Source organism: Kitasatospora sp. NPDC004240, assembly GCF_053603215.1.
The window spans coordinates 1-17,974 of the sequence record NZ_JBSGFD010000176.1; the positions used below are offsets into that span (position 1 = coordinate 1).

At 74.4% G+C, this 17,974-nt stretch carries 16 protein-coding genes; 7 read left to right on the top strand and 9 right to left on the bottom strand.

Annotated elements, in window-relative coordinates; genetic code table 11:
- Both ACWEQL_RS33165 and ACWEQL_RS33170 read right to left on the bottom strand, forming a co-directional pair.
- Positions 1-776 (bottom strand): MarR family transcriptional regulator (locus tag ACWEQL_RS33165; protein ID WP_452154084.1); only part of this gene is annotated, 776 nt, incomplete at its 3' end.
- A gap of 406 nt (positions 777-1,182) precedes the next feature.
- On the bottom strand, positions 1,183-2,382 hold the full coding sequence (locus ACWEQL_RS33170; RefSeq protein ID WP_452154085.1) for a PucR family transcriptional regulator: 1,200 nt from the start codon (positions 2,380-2,382) through the stop codon (positions 1,183-1,185).
- Positions 2,383-2,812: 430 nt separating this feature from the next.
- Here ACWEQL_RS33170 and ACWEQL_RS33175 point away from each other — a divergent pair, with 430 nt between their 5' ends.
- Positions 2,813-3,106, top strand: coding sequence for a hypothetical protein (locus ACWEQL_RS33175; RefSeq protein ID WP_452154086.1), 294 nt, complete (start codon positions 2,813-2,815; stop codon positions 3,104-3,106).
- Between the two features lie 82 nt (positions 3,107-3,188).
- On the opposite strand, the gene ACWEQL_RS33180 is transcribed toward ACWEQL_RS33175, so the two are convergent.
- Positions 3,189-3,605 (bottom strand): peptidase inhibitor family I36 protein, encoded by a 417-nt coding sequence (locus ACWEQL_RS33180; RefSeq protein ID WP_452154087.1) that lies wholly within the window; start codon positions 3,603-3,605, stop codon positions 3,189-3,191.
- Between the two features lie 277 nt (positions 3,606-3,882).
- On the opposite strand from ACWEQL_RS33180, the gene ACWEQL_RS33185 reads away from it, so the two are divergent.
- Together ACWEQL_RS33185 and ACWEQL_RS33190 are read left to right on the top strand one after the other, a co-directional pair.
- Positions 3,883-4,857 carry an ArsR/SmtB family transcription factor gene (locus ACWEQL_RS33185; protein ID WP_452154088.1) on the top strand — a complete coding sequence of 325 codons (975 nt, stop codon included), beginning with the start codon at positions 3,883-3,885 and terminating at the stop codon, positions 4,855-4,857.
- 134 nt (positions 4,858-4,991) lie between these two features.
- Positions 4,992-5,558 carry a hypothetical protein gene (locus ACWEQL_RS33190; protein WP_452154089.1) on the top strand — a complete coding sequence of 189 codons (567 nt, stop codon included), beginning with the start codon at positions 4,992-4,994 and terminating at the stop codon, positions 5,556-5,558.
- Between the two features lie 405 nt (positions 5,559-5,963).
- Here ACWEQL_RS33190 and ACWEQL_RS33195 read toward each other — a convergent pair whose 3' ends face one another.
- On the bottom strand, positions 5,964-6,827 hold the full coding sequence (locus ACWEQL_RS33195; protein ID WP_452154090.1) for an NAD(P)-dependent oxidoreductase: 864 nt from the start codon (positions 6,825-6,827) through the stop codon (positions 5,964-5,966).
- A 160-nt stretch (positions 6,828-6,987) separates the two neighbouring features.
- On the opposite strand from ACWEQL_RS33195, the gene ACWEQL_RS33200 reads away from it, so the two are divergent.
- Positions 6,988-7,863 (top strand): helix-turn-helix transcriptional regulator, encoded by an 876-nt coding sequence (locus tag ACWEQL_RS33200; RefSeq protein WP_452154091.1) that lies wholly within the window; start codon positions 6,988-6,990, stop codon positions 7,861-7,863.
- A 76-nt stretch (positions 7,864-7,939) separates the two neighbouring features.
- Here ACWEQL_RS33200 and ACWEQL_RS33205 read toward each other — a convergent pair whose 3' ends face one another.
- On the bottom strand, positions 7,940-9,574 hold the full coding sequence (locus ACWEQL_RS33205; RefSeq protein WP_452154099.1) for an alkaline phosphatase D family protein: 1,635 nt from the start codon (positions 9,572-9,574) through the stop codon (positions 7,940-7,942).
- Positions 9,575-9,742: 168 nt separating this feature from the next.
- Positions 9,743-10,141, bottom strand: a complete 399-nt coding sequence (locus ACWEQL_RS33210; RefSeq protein WP_452154092.1) for a VOC family protein — start codon at positions 10,139-10,141, stop codon at positions 9,743-9,745.
- Positions 10,142-10,329: 188 nt separating this feature from the next.
- Between ACWEQL_RS33210 and ACWEQL_RS33215 the strand changes: the two genes are divergently transcribed.
- The 3 genes from ACWEQL_RS33215 to ACWEQL_RS33225 all read left to right on the top strand — a co-directional run bounded on the left by ACWEQL_RS33215 (position 10,330) and on the right by ACWEQL_RS33225 (position 14,433).
- Positions 10,330-11,427, top strand: coding sequence for a squalene/phytoene synthase family protein (locus tag ACWEQL_RS33215; RefSeq protein WP_452154093.1), 1,098 nt, complete (start codon positions 10,330-10,332; stop codon positions 11,425-11,427).
- Positions 11,428-11,623: 196 nt separating this feature from the next.
- Entirely contained in the window at positions 11,624-12,751 is a 1,128-nt protein-coding gene (locus tag ACWEQL_RS33220; protein ID WP_452154094.1) for an alpha/beta hydrolase family protein, read from the top strand.
- Between the two features lie 245 nt (positions 12,752-12,996).
- The gene (locus tag ACWEQL_RS33225; RefSeq protein WP_452154095.1) at positions 12,997-14,433 is read left to right on the top strand and encodes a hypothetical protein; all 1,437 of its coding nucleotides are present in this window, start codon (positions 12,997-12,999) and stop codon (positions 14,431-14,433) included.
- A 124-nt stretch (positions 14,434-14,557) separates the two neighbouring features.
- Here ACWEQL_RS33225 and ACWEQL_RS33230 read toward each other — a convergent pair whose 3' ends face one another.
- The 3 genes from ACWEQL_RS33230 to ACWEQL_RS33240 all read right to left on the bottom strand — a co-directional run bounded on the left by ACWEQL_RS33230 (position 14,558) and on the right by ACWEQL_RS33240 (position 17,799).
- The gene (locus ACWEQL_RS33230; protein WP_452154096.1) at positions 14,558-15,436 is read right to left on the bottom strand and encodes a CDP-alcohol phosphatidyltransferase family protein; all 879 of its coding nucleotides are present in this window, start codon (positions 15,434-15,436) and stop codon (positions 14,558-14,560) included.
- Positions 15,423-16,115 (bottom strand): phosphatidylserine decarboxylase, encoded by a 693-nt coding sequence (locus ACWEQL_RS33235; protein ID WP_452154097.1) that lies wholly within the window; start codon positions 16,113-16,115, stop codon positions 15,423-15,425. The genes ACWEQL_RS33230 and ACWEQL_RS33235 overlap by 14 nt, the downstream gene beginning before the upstream one ends.
- Positions 16,116-16,596: 481 nt before the next feature.
- Complete coding sequence (locus tag ACWEQL_RS33240) at positions 16,597-17,799, bottom strand: acyl-CoA dehydrogenase family protein (protein ID WP_452154098.1); 1,203 nt, start codon at positions 17,797-17,799, stop codon at positions 16,597-16,599.
- Positions 17,800-17,974: the final 175 nt, after the last annotated feature.

The window sequence follows — 17,974 nt, forward strand, 5'->3', positions numbered from 1 at the left end:
GGCCCGGCCGGCTCCGGCCGGCGGTCGTCCGCCGTCGCGGGCGGCGGGCCGCCGGCCTGCGTCAGGGGCGGGGCCACCGCCCTGACCAGCCCCTCGTGCAGCAGTCGCGCGGCCTCCACCGTGACGGCGTAGAGGCCCCGCCCGAGCAGGAAGGCGATGTCCCGGGCGCTGCGCCTGCCGTTGACCCGCCGCAGGATCTCGCGCCGTTCCCCGGTGGCCCCGGCGTCCAGCAGCCGTTCACCGGCCTCGGTCCGGGTCAGCCGGTCACGGAACGGGGAGATCGGCCGTTCACCCAGGGCCCTGATCCGCCGCCCGGTCTCATGGATCAGCCATTCCGGCTCGATTCCCTCCGACGCGGCGAAATACGGGACCGGCGAGTCACGGTCGAGCGTGACCCGGTCGATCCGGCCCATTCCCATCGCCAGGGCCCCGTCCAGGGCCGCCATCACACAGATGAGCTGGAGTTCCGCGGAACCGACCAGTTCCCGGGCCACCAGTTCCGCGCCGACGCGCCCCCCTGCCGCTCCCGACCGGACCACCGAGGCCCAGTCGGGCTCGCTGACCCGCCCCGAGCGCAGCAGGAGGGTCTCGACCCCCGGCGAACCGGGCGAGGCGACCTCCAGGATCGCGCCGCCCTCCAGGTGGAAGCGGCCGCCCGGGTCCCCGGTCACGAGCAGGGTGCCGGAGAGCCGGCCGTGCGGCCCCGTCAGCATCCTGGCGAGGTCCGGCCCCGCCCCGACCGATCGGAAGGCCGTGGGCAGCGGCGGACCCGCCACGGGGCTCGCCTCATCCGGACGGGAGCCTGAATTCCGGCGCGTGGCTGTACCGCTGTCTGACATTTCCCCACAATCGGCCGTGTTCCCATGGACAGCTGCCGCCGGCTCCCCGAATGCCGACCCAGTAATCGCACTGTAGTCACAGCGGAAGACCACTCGATCGGGCGATCGTTAAATGTTCGATTGACGGCATCGAACGACACCGTTTGCGCGATCAGCGCCCTTTCGCATTCACGCTTGTCCGATTTTGCAAATCCGAACGGACGAACATCTGAACAGCTGACCGGCCACACGGCTGAACGGCCGGACAGTTGACCGACCGGACGGCTGAACGGCCGGACAGCTGAACGGCCCGGCCGGAGAATCCGGGCCGGGCCGAGGTCTTCCCCGGACGTGTCGCAGGCGGTCAGCCGGGGCCCACGCCGCCCTCCATCCGCCGGGTGTCGTGGGCGGCGAGCGCGGCGGTGAGCTTCACCCGGTCGCCGTGGTCGGCGGGGTTCATGCCGGTGAGGGCGGCGATGCGGCGGATGCGGTAGTCGACGGTGTTGGGGTGGACGTGCAGCTCGGCCGCGACGTCCCGGCGATTGAGGTTGGTCCGCAGGTAGCCGCGCAGCGTCGGCAGCAGGTCGGGCTTGTCGGCGACGGGTGCCAGCAGGTCGGCGAGGTGGTCGCGGGCCGCCCCGGGCCGGGTGAGCTGGTGCTCGATGAGCAGGTCGTCGAGCAGGTACGCGCCCGGCGGCCGCTGGAAGACGACGGCGGTGTCCCGGACCTCGGTCGCCAGGCGTACGGCGTCGGGCGTCCGCTCGGGCGGGCCGATCGCCGCGCCGGCGGTCAGCGGGACGGCGGCGGCGCGGCTGAGGTCGTCCATCACGCCGGCCAGCCAGGCACGGGGGTCGGCGTCCGCGTCGGCCCGGGGCAGCAGGGCGAGCCCCTCGCCGACGGTCATCTGGGCGAGGACCGGCCGCCCGACGACCCGGTCCAGCTCGGCCCGGATCCGCCGGATCTTGCGGCGGGCGGCGATGGCGTCGTCCACGTCCGCGCGCAACTCGTCGCGGTGGGTGCCGATGGACAGCGCCAGGACCAGGTACGCGGGGGGCAGGGTGGTGCCGGTGTGGCGGGCGGCGAGGTGGATGTCGGTGCCGGTCAGCAGCGCCGAGAGCATGGTGTGCCGGGCGGCCCCGCTCTCGCCGACCTGCGTCTGGCGCTCCTCCAGGTAGCCGGCGGTGACCTCGGCGACGGTGACCCGCAGGCCGGTCAGCAGCACGCGGTAGGCCATGCCGACCTGCTCCGGGGGCAGGTGGGCGCTGAGGAAGTCCACGCAGACCTGCGCGCCGAGGTAGTAGGCGTCCACCACGTCCTCGATCGGCACGCCCTCCTCGGCCCGGCGGGCCGCCGAGGCGCGCTGGAAGGCCCGCCACTGCGGCTCCAGCGGCTGTCCGGTCTGCAGGGAGCGGGCGATGCCCCGGATGCTCTGCTCGGTGACCCGGCTGACGTCGTGCTCCAGCTGCTCGGCGGGCAGCCGCCGGTAGACCGGCTGCTCGGCCATCAGCCGCGCGGCGATCTCCGCCTTCAGCCGTGGCAGGTCGGCCAGCATCCGATCGGCCATGACCTGCCCGATCGCCGGATCGTTCGCGCTATCAGCCGTCACAACGTCGCCTTCCGATCACGGCGGCGGTCCGCGTCCGCCGGCTCGGCCCGCCACCATAGTAGGCGGGCCGCTGACCACGGGGGCGTCCGCCGGAGGAGGCGGTGCGGCACGACACCCGGGGCGCCGCCGGGTGCCAGTCGGGCGGCACATCCTTGTGACCGGTCACAATCGCCGGCCGGAAAGTCTGGGATCCGCTCCGGAGCCCCCGGGCCGGGCGTCGCGCAGGATGGAGGGCGGGACCTACCGGCCGGTAACTCTTGGGGTGACGGGCCGGGCCCGTCCTCGGACCCCCGTTGCCCGCCCGTCCCCCACCACACGGGCGGGCAGCGGGCCCGGTCGCACGGCGCCGCCGCCCGGTCCGCCCACCCGTCCCGCCGGAGGAACCCCCATGGCCTTCGCCGCCTCCCAGCCCCGCACCGGACCGCCCGGCCCGCCCGGCCCGGCACCCCGGCCCACCGGACCGGGCGCGCCGCTGTGGCTGGTCACCATGCCCACCCGCTCCGCCGGGGGCGTCACCGGCACCCAGAGCTTCGCCGTCCACGCCCCCGGCCGGCCGCAGGCGATCACGGCCGCCGCCGTCCGCGCCGGGAGCGACCGCGCGCTCCTGCGCCGCAGGGGCGCGCGCATCGACGTCCGCGCCGCCCAGGCCACCCGCTGGGACCCACTGCCCGACCGGCCCTGAGCTCCCGACCGGCCCGCCGCACCCCGGGGCGGGCCCCCGGGGTGCGCGGTGCTCCGGACCGCCGCGAACCGCTACCGGCGGATCAGCACTGGTCGATCCGCCAGACCGGGTTGAAGTCCATGTCGGCCGAGGAGGTGCCGGGGGCGGCGCGCCCGACGATGTTCCCGTTCTGACCGTAGAACCAGACGCTGTTCCGGGAGTTGTTGACCCAGGACCCGCGGCCGTTCCACTGGCTCAGCGCGTAGGAGTTGCAGGACTCCCGGAACGCCCACTCGTGGTAGTCGTACTGCGTGTGGGCGTAGAAGCAGAAATAGCCGGACGGGCAGCTGCCGGGCCCGCCGACCCACGAGTACATGGGCTGGGCCTGCCCGTTGCGCCACACGGTCCCGTTGTTGTTGTCGTACGTGCCCGCGTGCGCGCCGGTGGCCATGGTGGTGCCGGCCAGCAGCACGGCCGCCACGGTACTGGCGACGGTGGTGATCCCGCGTCGGATGTTCACGGCTCTCCTCGGAAGGTCGATCGGACGGTCGAATCGGAAGGTCGAAGGGGTCTCGCACCCGCCGCCGGCCGGGACCCCCCGAGCCCCGTCGTGGTCGACGGCCGTCCCGGCCTGCGGCGGATGGATCGTGACGTCGGCCCCCGTTCCGGCGGGCCCGACGGAGAGCAACGATCCCGGTTCGCCGACGACCGCACGAGCTTTTCACCGGTGCCTTAAATCCCTTGCTCACAGCGGGTATACAGGGAGGCGCAGCGATGGCCGAGCACCGGGGGGAACCGTGCTGAGGATCCACTTCACCGTCGACGACCTGGCGAACGTCCGGGTCGCCGCCGCACCCGACCTGGCCGTGGAGACGGTGCTCAGCCTGCGGACCCTGGGCACCGGGGCGAACGACCTGCGCTTCCGGCAGTGGCGGCGGACCCTCCGGACGAACTGGGACCCGCACATCCCGCTGCTGGGCGACCTGTGCGCCCCCGCGGTGCTGCCGGCCTTCCTGGCCGACCACATCGAACCCGACCACCGGGCCACCGCGGCCTCCGCCGCCGGGCCGGACCTCGCCTACCGCCGGCTGTACCTCCACCACCTGGCCGGGTTCCGTCCGCTCACCCCGTTCGCGGGCCGGCTCGCGGACGACGATCCGCGGGCCCGGTCGCTCTTCGGCCGGGCCCTGGGCGGCTACCAGGCCGCCGCGATCGACCCGTTCTGGCCGCAGATCACCGCACTGATCGCCGCGGACCGCGCCCGCTCCCGGCCGGGCGACACCACCGGCCTCGGGCAACTGTTCAACTCCCTGCACCCGGACGTCCGGTGGCAATCGCCGGTGCTGGAGGTGCGGCTCGGCCGACCCGACGACATCGACGTCCACCTCAACGGGCGCGGCCTGCTGCTCCAGCCCACCGTGTTCGGCGGCGAGCACCCGGTGGTCTCCGGGTACAACATCGACGACCACCGGCCCGCGCTCTGCTACCCCGTACGCAGCCAGGCGCTGCTGGGCCGGTACGAGGCCGAGCCCGTGGAGCGCCTCGTCCCGCTGCTGGGGCGCACCCGCACGGCCGTCCTGACCTCCGTCGCCGAGTCGGGCCCGCACTCCACCGGGGAGCTCGCCCGCCGCCTGGGCTGCAGTGCGGCGGCCGTCAGCCAGCACACCGCCGTACTGCGCGACAGCGGGCTGCTCCGCACCCACCGCGTCGGCCAGGGCGTGCGGCACGTGCTGACCGACCTCGGGGCGGCCCTGCTCGACGCGAACCGCTGACGGCAACCCTGCGCCGGGGCGGGAATCGTTCGCCCCCGTCCGGTGACGGGCGATCTGACGGGGTGTACGGTCTATCCCAGGGTGTGCCGGGAAGTCTGGTCGGCGTGTAGCTGCCGCACGCCCCGAGGAGAGCCGTGAACGCCGACCACCCCGCCGCGAACCCCCTGAGCCCCACCGACGCGAACGTGCCGCCGGTCCGCCTGGGCCCGCTGGTGCGGGTCGACGGCGGCTGGTTCATCGGCGACCACCGGAGCAAGGCGTACCTGGCCGTCCTCCCCGGGGGGTTCGAGCACCGCGTCACGGACCGGGAGCCGTTCCTCGTGCCGTGGCACCGGCTGATGGGCCTGGGGCTGGGGGTCACCAGCGGCCGTTTCCTCAGCACACCGGTCGGCGGACTCCTGACCAAGTACGACGACATCACCATCCACGGCTCCTGTCTGAACGCCATGGTGCGGCACCCCTACGACATGTGGAAGCCCCGGTTCATCCACCACCGCCACCGGTACCCGGCACTGGAGATCATGGTGCTGCGCCAGCTGCTGGGAGACATCGTCGAACTCGGCCACGCCGAACGGCTCGGCGACGACGCCTGGTTGACCTCCGCGGTCCACCGGCTGGCGCCGAAGCGCTTCCTCCGGCGGGGGTGGAGCCGCAAGGCCATCGACGCGGGGATGAAGGAGATCATCACGGACGGGCTGTGACCTGCGGCCGGGGCTGTCACCCCGGAACCGGCGGAGCCACCGCCGACACTGCGGAGGTCCTGCCGACCACCCGACGAACGGGCCGGACCGGCGCGGATGCCGTCAGTGCCAGCCGCAGGAACCCGTGCACTCGACGGTGCCGTTGTCGTCGCCCGTCGACAGCATCGCCAGGATCATCAGAGCCAGCACGACGGCGGCCAGGACGTACTGAATGATCCGGTCGGGTTCCCAGCCTCCGCCGCCACCGGGCCGGCCGCCCGCGGCGGGTGGCCCGGGCGGCGGGTCGCCCCCCCGCGGAATCGCCGATGTCAGGACCGTCCGGACCCATCGCGTCGCCCCCCGTCCCACCGTGCCGACGGAACCAGGAGAGACCCGGCCGGGCGCTCCCGTCAAGGCCTCGAACCGCTATCGCGGCGCGACCGGGTTGACCGTGCTCCAGTCGTGCTTGCCGCGGCCGTCGGCGAGGGCGGTGGAGAAGAGCGAGAGGACCCCGTCGAGGAGGGGGAGGCGGTCCTGGCCGGCGTCCTCGGCCATCCGGGACGCGTAGGTGAGGTCCTTGTGGGCCCACTCCGCGGAGAAGTTCAGCGGCTCGGGCGGGGTCAGGTAGCTGTCCCAGGCGAGCCGGGTGACCACGCCGCCGGGGCGGTCGAGCAGGGCCTCACCGACCTGGTGCGCGTCCAGGCCCGCCGCCTCGGCCAGCCGCAGGGCCTCGCCGAACCCGGCCAGGTGTACGGCCTGCAGGGCGTTGAGGATCAGCTTGAAGCGGGTGCCCGCGCCGGCCGGGCCGAAGTGCCGCACATCGCGGGCGATCGCGTCGAACACCGGCCGCAGGGCGGGCAGTCCGTCCGCGTCGCCACCCGCGAGCAGGACCAGGTTCCCGGTCCGGGCGGCGGCCGCGCCGCCGGTGAGCGGCATGTCGAAGAAGGCCCGGCCGCGCTCGGCGCACCGGGCGGCGAGGTCCTCGATCCAGTGGACCGACAGGGTGGCGGAGGCGATCAGGACGGCGTCCTCGCGGGCCCCCGCCAGGATGCCGTCGGGGCCCTCCCACACGGCGCGGGAGGAGCCGTCGTCGGCGGTCACCTCGAAGACCACGTCCGCACGGGCCGCCGCCTCGGCCGGGGTGGCCGCCAGGACCGCTCCCGCGGCGACGAGTCCGTCGGCCCTCCGCGGGGAGCGGTTCCAGACGGTCACGGTGTGCCCGTTCCTGAGGAGGTTGTCCGCCATGCCGTGGCCCATGATGCCGAGCCCGATGACCGCCACGTTCGCCATGTCCGCGTCCCTTTCCACTGGAGCTGCCGGGGCCCCGTCCTGGGGCCCGGCCTCGTCGGGGTCCAGTCTGCGCAGGTGGGGCACGGTTGCGGGACACCCGCCGAAGAGGGGCCCTCGCAGGGCCCCTCTCGCCCGCCTGAGTGGTCGTCATACTTGGGGGATGGAGATCGACAAGGCGCCCGGGCTGGGCGAGTTCCTCCGGACGCGGCGGGCCCGGGTCACGCCCGAGCAGGCCGGGCTGCCGGCGACCACCGGGCGCCGGCGCACCACGGGCCTGCGCCGGGAGGAGGTGGCGCTGCTGGCGGGCGTCAGCATCGAGTACTACCGGCGGCTGGAGCAGGGCAAGCAGCACCGGCCGGGCGCGGCGGTCCTGGAGGCGGTCGCCCGGGTGCTGCGGCTGGACGAGGACGAGCGGCGCCACCTGATCCGGCTGGCCGGCGCGCCGGCCCGTTCGTCGGCCGCCGCGGAGGGCGCGCAGGCGCCGTCGCGCGTCCTGCGCCCGGACGTGCTGCGCATGCTGGAGATCGTCGAGCCCTGCCCCGCGTACGTGCTCGGCCGGGCCAACGACCTGCTGGCCGCCAACGCGCGCGGCCTGCTCCTGCTGCCCGGCATCGAGGAGTGGCCGCGGGCACAGCGCAACACCGCCCGCTACACCTTCCTGCACCCGGCGGCCCGCGGCCTGTACGGCAACTGGGAGGACGTCGCGGCGGCCACGGTCGCCCATCTCCGGGCGATGGCGGGGAGGTACCCGGACGCGCCGGACATCACCGGGGTGGTCGGCGAACTCGTCGTCAAGAGCGAGGAGTTCGCCGCCCTGTGGCAGCGGTACGAGGTGCGCAGCCGCACCAACGGGCGCAAGCACTTCACCCACCCCGCCACCGGGACCATGACGCTGGGCTACGAGGCGTACGAGATCGCCCGCACCGACGGCCACCGGCTGATCGTCTACCAGGCCGAACCGGGCAGCCCGGACCACGACGCGATGCTCCTGCTGGGGCACCTGGAGCAGGCCGGGCGGAGGGGGCTTCCGGCCTGATGCCGCCGGGGCCCGCCCGCCCGTGAGGCCGGCCCGTACCCGGTGACGACGCCGCCGGGGTACGGGCCGGGGCGCGTCAGGCCTGGCGCAGGCCCGGGGAGCCGGCCTCGGAGACGAAGGAGGCGGCGGTGGTGACGGTGCCGCCGGGTGTGGTGACGTGGGAGACCGTGCGGTAGTCGGCGCGGACCTGCTGCCGGTCGAGGGTGACGGTGGTGTAGCCGCGGCGCCCGTTGTAGAACTTCAGGTGCGGGTTGGCGGCCAGGTAGGTGGCCCAGTTGGCGGGCTGGTCGGAGCCGTTCTTGCCGCTGCTGACCGAGGTGCCGACGAATTCGACGCCGACCGTGCGCGAGGCCGGGTCGGCGAAGTCGCGCTTGATGTCCATGGCGTAGGAGACGTGCACGTCGCCGGTGAGCACGACGAGGTTCTCCACCCCGGCCTGCTCGGCGCCGGCCAGGATCCGCTCGCGGGAGGCCGGGTAGCCGTCCCAGGAGTCCATGGAGAGCTTGGAGGCGGCCGCCGTGGTGTTCTTGCGGCGGGAGAAGGTGACCTGCTGGGGCAGTACGTTCCAGAGCGCCTTGGAGCGGCGGAATCCGTCCAGCAGCCAGCGCTCCTGGGTGGCGCCGACCATGGTGCGCGCCGGGTCCTCGGACTCCGGGCCGGGGAACTGCCAGCCGTCGCCGTAGGCCTGGTCGGAGCGGTACTGCCGGGTGTCGAGGATGTCGAACTGGGCGAGGCGGCCGTAGTGGGCGCGCCGGTAGAGCCGCATGTCGGCGCCGTCGGGGCGCTGCGGCATGCGCAGCGGCATGTTCTCCCAGTAGGCGCGGTAGGCGGCGGCGCGGCGGACCAGGAAGTCCTCGGTGGGGCCGCCGCCCTCGGGGACGCCGCCGGCGTAGTTGTTCTCGGTCTCGTGGTCGTCCCAGGTGACGAACCACGGGAAGGCGGCGTGCGCGGCCTGGAGGTCCGGGTCGGACTTGTAGAGGGCGTAGCGCAGCCGGTAGTCCTCCAGGGTGACCGTCTCGTGGTTGAACAGGGCGGGCAGCACGCGGTCGGTGTACCGGCGCTCGCCGCCGGTGGCGTTGACGGCGTACTCGTAGAGGTAGTCGCCGACGTGGAGGACCGCGTCGAGGTCCTCGTGCGCGAGGTGGCCGAGGGCGGTGAAGTAGCCGTCGTGGTAGGCCTGGCAGGAGACCAGGCCGAAGCGGCCGTCGTGGACCTCGCGGCCGCGGGCCGGGGTGGTGCGGGTGCGGCCGACGGGGCTGATCCAGTCACCGGCGCGGAAGCGGTACCAGTGGACGCGGTCGGCGTCGAGGCCGTCCGCCTCCACATGGAGGGCGTAGTTGAACTCGGCGTGGGCCCGGACGCTGCCGCGGCGGACGATCCGGGTGAAGCGCTCGTCGTGGGCGACCTCCCACTGGACGCGGACGGACCCGGTCGGCGGCAGGCCGTTGCCGGGCTCGTACGGGCGCGGGGCGAGGCGGGTCCAGAGCACCACGGACTCGGAGTCGGGGTCGCCGGAGGCCACGCCGAGGGTGAACGGGTTCTCGCGCAGGGCCTGCGGGGCGAGTTCGGCGTCGGCCGCGTGGGCGTCGGGCAGGTTGGTGGTGAAGGCCAGCGCCGCGGCGGCCGAGGTGACGGTGAGGAAGCGGCGGCGGCCGAGCCGTGCGGCGGCCTGCCGGATCCGCTGGTCGTGGGTGAGGTGGACGCCGTTCATCAGTGCCATGTCGTGCTGCCTTCCGCCGGCCTGCCGTGAGCTCCGCTGTGTGCCAGGGAATTCGAGCGGTGGGGGTCGGCCACGAACCGACCCTGGTACGACATGTGAGTGATGATTGGATGAGCGGATCGTACGGATCGGTCATACCGCCACTCACCGGACGCGGCGTCAGCCCCAGGTGCGCGAGCAGAGGACCAGCCGGTAGCCGTCCGGGTCGGCGACGGTGACGCCGAACTCGTCCCAGTACGGGTTGTGGGACGGCACGCGGGTGCCGCCGGCCGCGACCAGCCGTTCGACCTCGGCCTCCTCGACCGGGCGGCCCAGGTAGACGACGAAGAGGTCGTCGACGGTCGGGGCGGGCTCGACCGGGGCCTCGGGGTCGTGGGTGAGCTCGAAGTGCCATGCGCCGCCGGCCGGTCCGACCATCAGCAGGTCGTGCTCGCCGGGCACCCGTTCGGTGCTGCGCCACAGCACCTCCAGGCCCAGGGCCCCGACGTAGAAGCGCTCGGCGGCGGCGAGGTCGCGGGAGGGACGGGCGACGCGGATGTGGGTGCCGGTGCTGATCACGGCGGTGCTGCCTCTCGTTCGGCGGGCCCTGGCACTGCACCGGGCCTCGGTCGCTCACGAATCTACCCGTCCGGTGACCTCCCGAGCAGGTCAATACCGGGCATGATCACACGGTCAATCGAAGGGGCCCGGCGTGATCGACTACGGTGGAGCGGCCCACCCAGCCCCGTACGAGGAGCCGTCCCACCGTGCCCAGTTGGCGAACCACCCTGACCGCGGCCGGGATCTCCGGGCAGGACCTGCGCGTCCCGTACACCGCGGCCGCCCGCCGGGTGCGGCGGCGCGAGCCGGCGCCGTACCTGGTGCTGCGTCTGCTGGCCGCGCCCGCGCTGGTGCCGCACGTCGCGGCGGGGATCGCGTTCATGAACCTGGTCGACGACGTCGCCGAACACGGCTCGCCCGAGCAGCGGGCGGACGGCCTGCGGGAGTTGACGGCCCGGGTGGAGCGGGCGCTGGACGGCGGGCCCGCCGACGACCCGGTGCTGCGGGCGTACGCCCACACGGTGGCCGTCCGCGGGCTGCCCCGGCACTGGGTGACGGACTTCCTGAAGGGCGCCGCCGAGGCCGAGGCCCGCTTCACCGGCTTCGACACCGAGCGGGACTTCGAGGAGTACCTGGACGTCTACGCCTGGCCCGGGGTGATGGTGTCCACCGGCGTGCAGTACCCGGGCGGGCCGGACGAGGAGGACGGCGTCGGGCTGCTGCCCGCGCACGTGCTCGCCTGGGAGGCCGGGGAGCTGCGGCCCACCGAGGAGGAGTTCATCGCGCTGGCCCGCGCCCTGTGGTGCCCGGCCGGCCGGCTGATGGGCGTACGGCCGGCCTCGCTGCGCGACGTCCGGGTGGCCCGCGAGCTCACCCGGGAGAACGCGGCCCGGCGGATCGGCGTCCCCGCCCGCCTCTACGAGGACGCCGAGCGCGGCGGCCGCTGGGACGGCGACGGGGAGCAGACGTACGGGCTGGCCCGGGTGCTCGGCCTGACGCTGCGCGAACTGGTCGCGGTGACGGGCCGCCGGGACGAGCTGGAGCGGCGGCTGCGGGCCTGCGTGGACGGGCGCTGGCAGGCGCAGCTGGACGCGGTCGGCCGGATCGTGCCGGTCGGCGAGGACGCCCTGACCGCGGTGCTGACGGCGCTGCGGAACGAGCGGCGGGCCACCTCCTCGCACTGGGGCGCCGGCTGGGGCCCCTCGGCCGGCCCCGCCCGCGGGACGGCGCCGGAGGAGGCCTCGGCGCCGGTCGAGCGCTTCTGGGAGCTGCTGGCCCGCCATCGGACGGACATCCCGGTCTGACCGCGTCGGGGTGCGTGCGCCGGGCCGACCGCGCCGGGGGCGGGGGTGGGCGCGCCGGGTCCGCCCCCGCGGTCGGTGCCCCGGACGGCCCCGTTCCGGTGGCCGGGCCGGGCCGCCGCGCGTGGACTGGACGGGACACTGCCCAGTCCGCCGGACGCGGTCCGGTCCGCGGCGCAACAGAGCGGGGAGCGACCATATGCGTTGGGGAACCGCGGCCGCCGTGGCGGCCGCCGCCGTCGGTGCCGGGGCCGTCGTGCTGGTGATCGGCCGCCGGGCCTCCGAGCGGTTGGTGCGCCCGGGCGGCGAGGGGCCGGTGATCCCGGTCGGGCCCACCCTGGTGAAGAGCCTGACCGCCGGACGGGCCACCTTCAGCGAGACGCCGCAGAGCCTGCGCCCCGGCCGCTGGGCGGTCGAGTGGGGCCGCCCGGCGGCCGCCGGGCACGCGGTGGTCGGCGAGATCCTGTACCGCGACCGCTACGGCGTCACCCGCGCCCTGGAGCGCGCCGACCGGGGCACCCTGGCGACCGGCACCGAGGTCCGCTTCACCCCGCGGGTCCACCTCGGCGACCCGACCGAGGCGCTCGGCCTGGAGTACGCCGACGCCGCCGCCGACGGCGAGCTCGGGCTGCTGCCCGCCTGGCAGCTGCCCGGACCGCGCGGCACCTGGGTCGTCCTGGTGCACGGCCCCGGCGCCGACCGCCGGCAGACCCTCCCGGTGCTCCCGCTGCTGCGGCGGCTCGGCCTGCCCGCGCTGGCCGTGACCTACCGGGGCGACGAGGGCGCGCCCGCCTCCCCGGACGGACTCGGCCACTTCGGCGAGACCGAGTGGCGGGACGTCGAGGCGGCGCTCCGCCTGGCGCTGGACAGCGGCGCCGGCCGGGTCATCCTGTACGGCTGGTCGCTGGGCGCCACCATGGCGATGCAGACCGCCGCCCGCTCCGCCTGGGCCTCCTCGATCAGCGGACTGGTGCTGGACTCCCCGGTCCTCGACTGGACCGCCACCGCCCGCCGCGCCGCGGTCCGCTCCGGGTTCGGCGCCGGGGCCGCCGAGCTGGGCGTGCTCGCCGCCGAGGGCCGTACCGGGGTGGACCTGGCCGACTTCGCCCGCCTCGCCTCCGGCGACGACCTGCGGGTGCCCACCCTGGTGATGCACGGCCCGGACGACCCGGTCGCGCCCTGGGCGGCCGCCGCCCGGCTGGCCGCCCGGCGGGAGGACCTGGTCAGCCTGCAGGCCTTCCCGAACGCCGATCACGCGGCGCTGTGGAACTCCGACCCCGACCGCTACACCGAGCTCCTGCGCCGCTGGCTCACCCCGCTGCTCTGAGGTCTCGTTCCGGCTCCGCGGGCGCGCACCCCCTCCCACCTGGCGTGTCCGCGCCACACAGATCAGGCCAGGCGGTTTGCCGCTGTTGCCCGATCTTGCGGGGCCCGTCCCGCCCATGATCCGTGGGCGGAGCGAACCGGATGTGACAGAAGGCCGGTACAAGGGGAAGACTGCTCGACGTGACGTCTCGGAACCCGCGCGACCGTGATGCCCCGCTCCCGCCGACGATCGGTACCGGTGCGACCGTGACCCGTCTCCCGGGAACGGCCCACCGCGCCGCCGGCCCACGGCCGGGCGGCCCCGCCGTACCCCGTCGACGCGGCCCCGCACCCGCCCCCGGCCGCGGCCGGGTCCCGGTGCCCGAGGGCTTCCCCGCACCCGCCGAGCTCGCCCCGCTGGCCCGCCGGATGCTGGTCGACGCCGTCCGCATCGCCCGCTGGGCCGGCGAGCTGGCCGAGGTCGACAAGCGCGGCGAACTGCTCCCCGACGACGCCCGCGCCGCCGGCCGCGCGCTCGCCATGACCGTGGGCGCCGCCGCCAACGCCTGGGGCCAGGCCCTGCTGATCGGCCTGGTCGAGGCCCGCGACGGCGGCGCCGCCCCCGGCTGGCGCCTGCACGCCTGGGAGCACGACGACGAGGCGGTCATCCGCGGCTGGTCGGCGCTGTTCGACGCCTGGACGCTGCTCGCCCCGGTGCCGCCCGCCGCCCTGCGCGGCGTCTTCGCGCTGCTCGCCGGGCAGGCCGTCGACCAGGCGCCCCAGCTGCTCTCCTTCCTCCACCTGGTGGACGGCCCGGTCGCCGAGACCGAGCTGCTGGAGCTGCTGCGCCGCGGCCTGGACGAGCGCCGGGTCGGCGCCGGCACCGGCGCCACCGCGCTCTCGCCCGTCCCGCACGCCGCCTCCGCCGTCTCCGCCGTGCGCGGGACCTGCCGGGAGCCGCAGATCGACGTCCCGGCCGCGCCCGCCGACGTGGCCGCCGTGCTGGACTGGATGCTCGACGGCCTGGCCGCCGTCGGCGCGCTGGTCCGCCGGGACGACGCCGCCGAGCTCTCCCCGCTCGGGCACTGGGCGGTGCGCGCCAAGCTGGAGGAGATCTGCACGGTCGCCCAGACCGCCGCCGGACACATCGAGCAGAGCGCGCCGGAACTGCTCGGCGCCTGCGCCGACTACTCGCCGGGCCCGGCCCGCGCCGAGTACCGGGCCTGGGTCGCCGCCCGCCCGGTGGACCGCGCGGTCGCCGAGCTGCTGGAGGCCGCCCGGGGCGACGACGCCCTGGTGCGCGGACTCGCCTTCGAGGCGCTGCGGGTGGCCGGCGGCACCGCCGAGCAGGCCGTCCGGGGCGCCGTGGACGAACCGGCGCTGCGCCCGTACGCGCTGCTCTGGCTGGCCGAGCAGTCGGACGAGGGGGTCTCCCCGGCCGATGTGCTGGGCGCCGAGGACGCCGCCTGGCTCTGGGTGGACACCGCGGCCGCGGTGCTCGACCACGGCCAGACGGAGCTGCTGGTCGGCCACGTCGAGGGCGCCTCGGCGGGCGACCCGGTGCGGCTGTTCGCCCGGGCCCGGCAGTCCGGGCACCCGCGGGCGGCCTCGGTGCTGACGGCGGTCTCCGGGGTGCACCCGGACCCGGGCGTGGCGCGGGCGGCCCGCCGCTCGGCGTTCAGCGTCCACGTCGGCGGCGCCTGACCGGTCCCGCGGCCGCGTACCGCTCCGCCGCCGTACGCCCTCGCGCCCTCGGCACACGCCCACGGCACGCGAAAGGGCCCGGCTCCCCGAGGGGGGCCGGGCCCTTGTCGTCGTACGGTGGCGGTCAGCCGAGCCGGGACTCCGCGCGGCGGGCGCGGACGTCGCCGACCTTCTGGCCGACCTTGCGGCGGATGACCAGCAGCGGGGCCATCGCGGCCAGCGCGATCTGGGCGAAGGCGCCGACGTGCAGCAGGGTGTCGCCGCCGGGCAGACCGGTCGCCCAGGCCGCCAGGCAGCCGATGGAGACCACGATCCAGCAGAGTGTGGCGGTGGCCAGCAGACCCTGCGGCTTCGGGTACTCGATCCGGCTGACCATCAGGTAAGCGGCGCCGAAGATGGCGAGCAGACCGGGCAGGAACGGCGGGTCGAGCAGCACGATGGCGATCACCGTCATCGCGCCCATCGGGCAGGGCATGCCCTGGAACACCCCGGGCCGCATCTTCACGGCGGAGAAGCGGGCGAGCCGCAGCACCACCGCGAGCAGCACGGTCAAGGCGATCAGCGCCGAGAGCCGGCTGTTGGAGCCCGGCGAGACCATGCCCCAGACCGCGACGAAGTAGGCCGGCGCGATGCCGAAGCTGATCAGGTCGGCCAGGTTGTCGAGCTCGGCCCCGAGGGCGGAGGAGCGCAGCTTGCGCGCCACCAGCCCGTCGAAGAGGTCGCACATCGAACCGATCAGCAGCAGCGCCACCGCGGTGGCGGCGCTGTGCTTGTCCGGCGCGGCGTCCGGGTTGGTGATGTGCGGGACGAGCACCCCGGTGGTGATCGAGTAGATCGCCAGGAAGCCGCAGACGGCGTTGCCCAGGGTCAGGAAGTCGGCGGTGGACAGGTGCTGCGGCGAACGCGGAGCGCGCAGCTCGCGGTCGCGGGCCCAGCGGCGACGGCGCAGGGCCGTCTCCTCGTCGTCCAGGCCGACGATCGTCTCAGGATCAGTCACGGTCAAGGCGTGTCACCCCGGCGGTGGTCTTCTGGCCGACCTCGACGCCGACCTCGACGCCGGCCGGCAGGTAGGTGTCGACCCGGGACCCGAAGCGGATCAGACCGATCCGATCGCCCTGCTCGACCTTGGTACCGGCGTCCACATACGGCACGATGCGGCGGGCCACGGCCCCCGCGATCTGCACCATCTCGATGTCGCCGAGCTCGGTGTCGAAGTGCCAGACGACCCGCTCGTTCTGGTCGCTGTCCTTGTTGAACGCGGGCACGAAGCCGCCCGCGACGTGCTCGACGGACGTCACGGTGCCGGGCAGCGGGGCCCGGTTGACGTGCACGTTGAGCGGGCTCATGAAGATCGCCACCCGGGTGCGGCCGTCCGGCCAGGCGTCGATGCTCTGCACCACGCCGTCGGCGGGGGAGATCACTCTGCCCTTGCCGATCTCACGCTCGGGGTCGCGGAAGAACCACAGCATGCCCGCGCCGAGGGCGCAGGCCGGTACCGCCGCCAGGGCCCACTTGCCACTGCGCCGGGTCAGCGCGGTGGTGAGGGCGGCCGTGGCGAGGGTCGGGACGAACCAGGGGGTGGCTCCGCGCGCGATGGTCACGCGGGGTCGCCGGCCGGCCGTCGGAGCGGCGAGGGCATCGCGGTCCGTGACGGAGGAGTGAGGGGACGGGCTGATGGGCATCGAAGACCTTTGTCGCGGGGGATCATGGCCGCTGGACGGGGGCCACCGCGGGGATCGAGTGATTACGGGACGGCTGCTGTCCCGGTGGATGCTATCGGGAGCACACGGTGGGTGGGCAACCCGCCTGCTCGTTCATATGTCCTGCGCGAGGCGACGCTGCACCTCATGTGTATACGACCGTAGCTCGACCCGGTCCGGTTCCCAAGGGTCCGGACACGGCTGGTGACTCTTGTCTCAACGGTCGGCCCAATGGCCGCCCCCGTGGCAGGGGGTCGGCGTGTCGGCCGAAACCCGCCCCGCAAGGGCGTACGGAAGCGGCCGCAGGGCGTATAACCACTGTTACACGCCTTGCGGCCGCTCCTGAGAGCCGTGCCCGGCCCCAGGCTGACCAGGCCGGGGCCGATGCGGCACGGCGCGGCGCCGGGACGGGCCCGCACGCCCGTCGACCGGCCGTCACCAGGTCGTCGCGGTCACCCGCCGGTCACTCCGCGATGCGGTACTCCTCCAGCAGGCGGCGCCCGACGATCATCTTCTGGATCTCCGCAGTACCTTCACCGATGAGCAGCATCGGGGCCTCGCGGTAGAGGCGCTCGATCTCGTACTCCTTGGAGAAGCCGTAGCCGCCGTGGATGCGGAAGGCGTCCTCGACGACCTCCTTGCAGTACTCGGAGGCGAGGTACTTCGCCATGCCGGCCTCGAGGTCGTTGCGCTCGCCGCTGTCCTTCTTGCGGGCGGCCATCACCATCATCTGGTGGGCGGCCTCGACCTTGGTGGCCATCTCGGCCAGCTTGAACTGGATCGCCTGGTGCTCGGCGATCTTCTTGCCGAAGGTCGAGCGCTGCTGGGCGTAGGAGATGCCGAGCTCGAAGGCGCGCCGGGCGACGCCGCAGCCGCGGGCGGCGACGTTGACGCGGCCGACCTCGACGCCGTCCATCATCTGGTAGAAGCCCCGGCCGGGGACGCCGCCCAGGATCCGGTCCGCGGGGATGCGGACGTCCTGCAGCACCAGCTCGGTGGTGTCGACGCCCTTGTACCCCATCTTCTCGATCTTGCCGGGCACGGTCAGGCCGGGAACCTTGGGGTTCGGGCCGAAGCCGGACTCCTTCTCGATCAGGAAGGTGGTCATGTTCTTGTACGGGGTGTTGCCGCCCTCGTCGGTCTTGCACAGGACCGCGACCAGGGTTGAGGTGCCGCCGTTGGTCAGCCACATCTTCTGGCCGTTGAGGACGTAGAAGTCCCCGTCCTTGACGCCCTTGGTGGAGATCGCCGAGACGTCGGAGCCCAGGCCGGGCTCGGACATCGAGAAGGCGCCGCGGATCTCGCCGGCCGCCATCCGGGGCAGGAAGTAGTCCTTCTGCTCCTGGGTGCCGTGCGCGTTGATCATGTGCGCGACGATGAAGTGGGTGTTGACGATGCCGGAGACGGACATCCAGCCGCGGGCGATCTCCTCGACCACCAGGGCGTAGGTGAGCAGCGACTCGCCGAGGCCGCCGTACTCCTCGGGGATGGTCAGGCCGAAGAGGCCGAGCTGCTTCATGCCCTCGACGATGGCGGTCGGGTACTCGTCCTTGTGCTCCAGCTCGGTCGCGACCGGGATGATCTCCTTGTCGACGAAATCCCGCACGGTGGCGAGGATGTCCCGCTGGATCTCGGTGAGGCCGTCGGTCTGTGCGAGGCGTCCCATCGTGCGGCTCCTGTGGTCAAGAAGAGAGGGTGGGGGAGTCGAGTGGCGGGGGCTCCACGGGCGTGGCTCCGTGGAGCCCCCGTGAACCGGGTCGGGGATCGGCCGATGACGGCGGCCTTCCCGTCCGGGGTCGGGGCGGGCGCGGGGCCCGCGCCCGGCCGGTGGGGCCCGTACG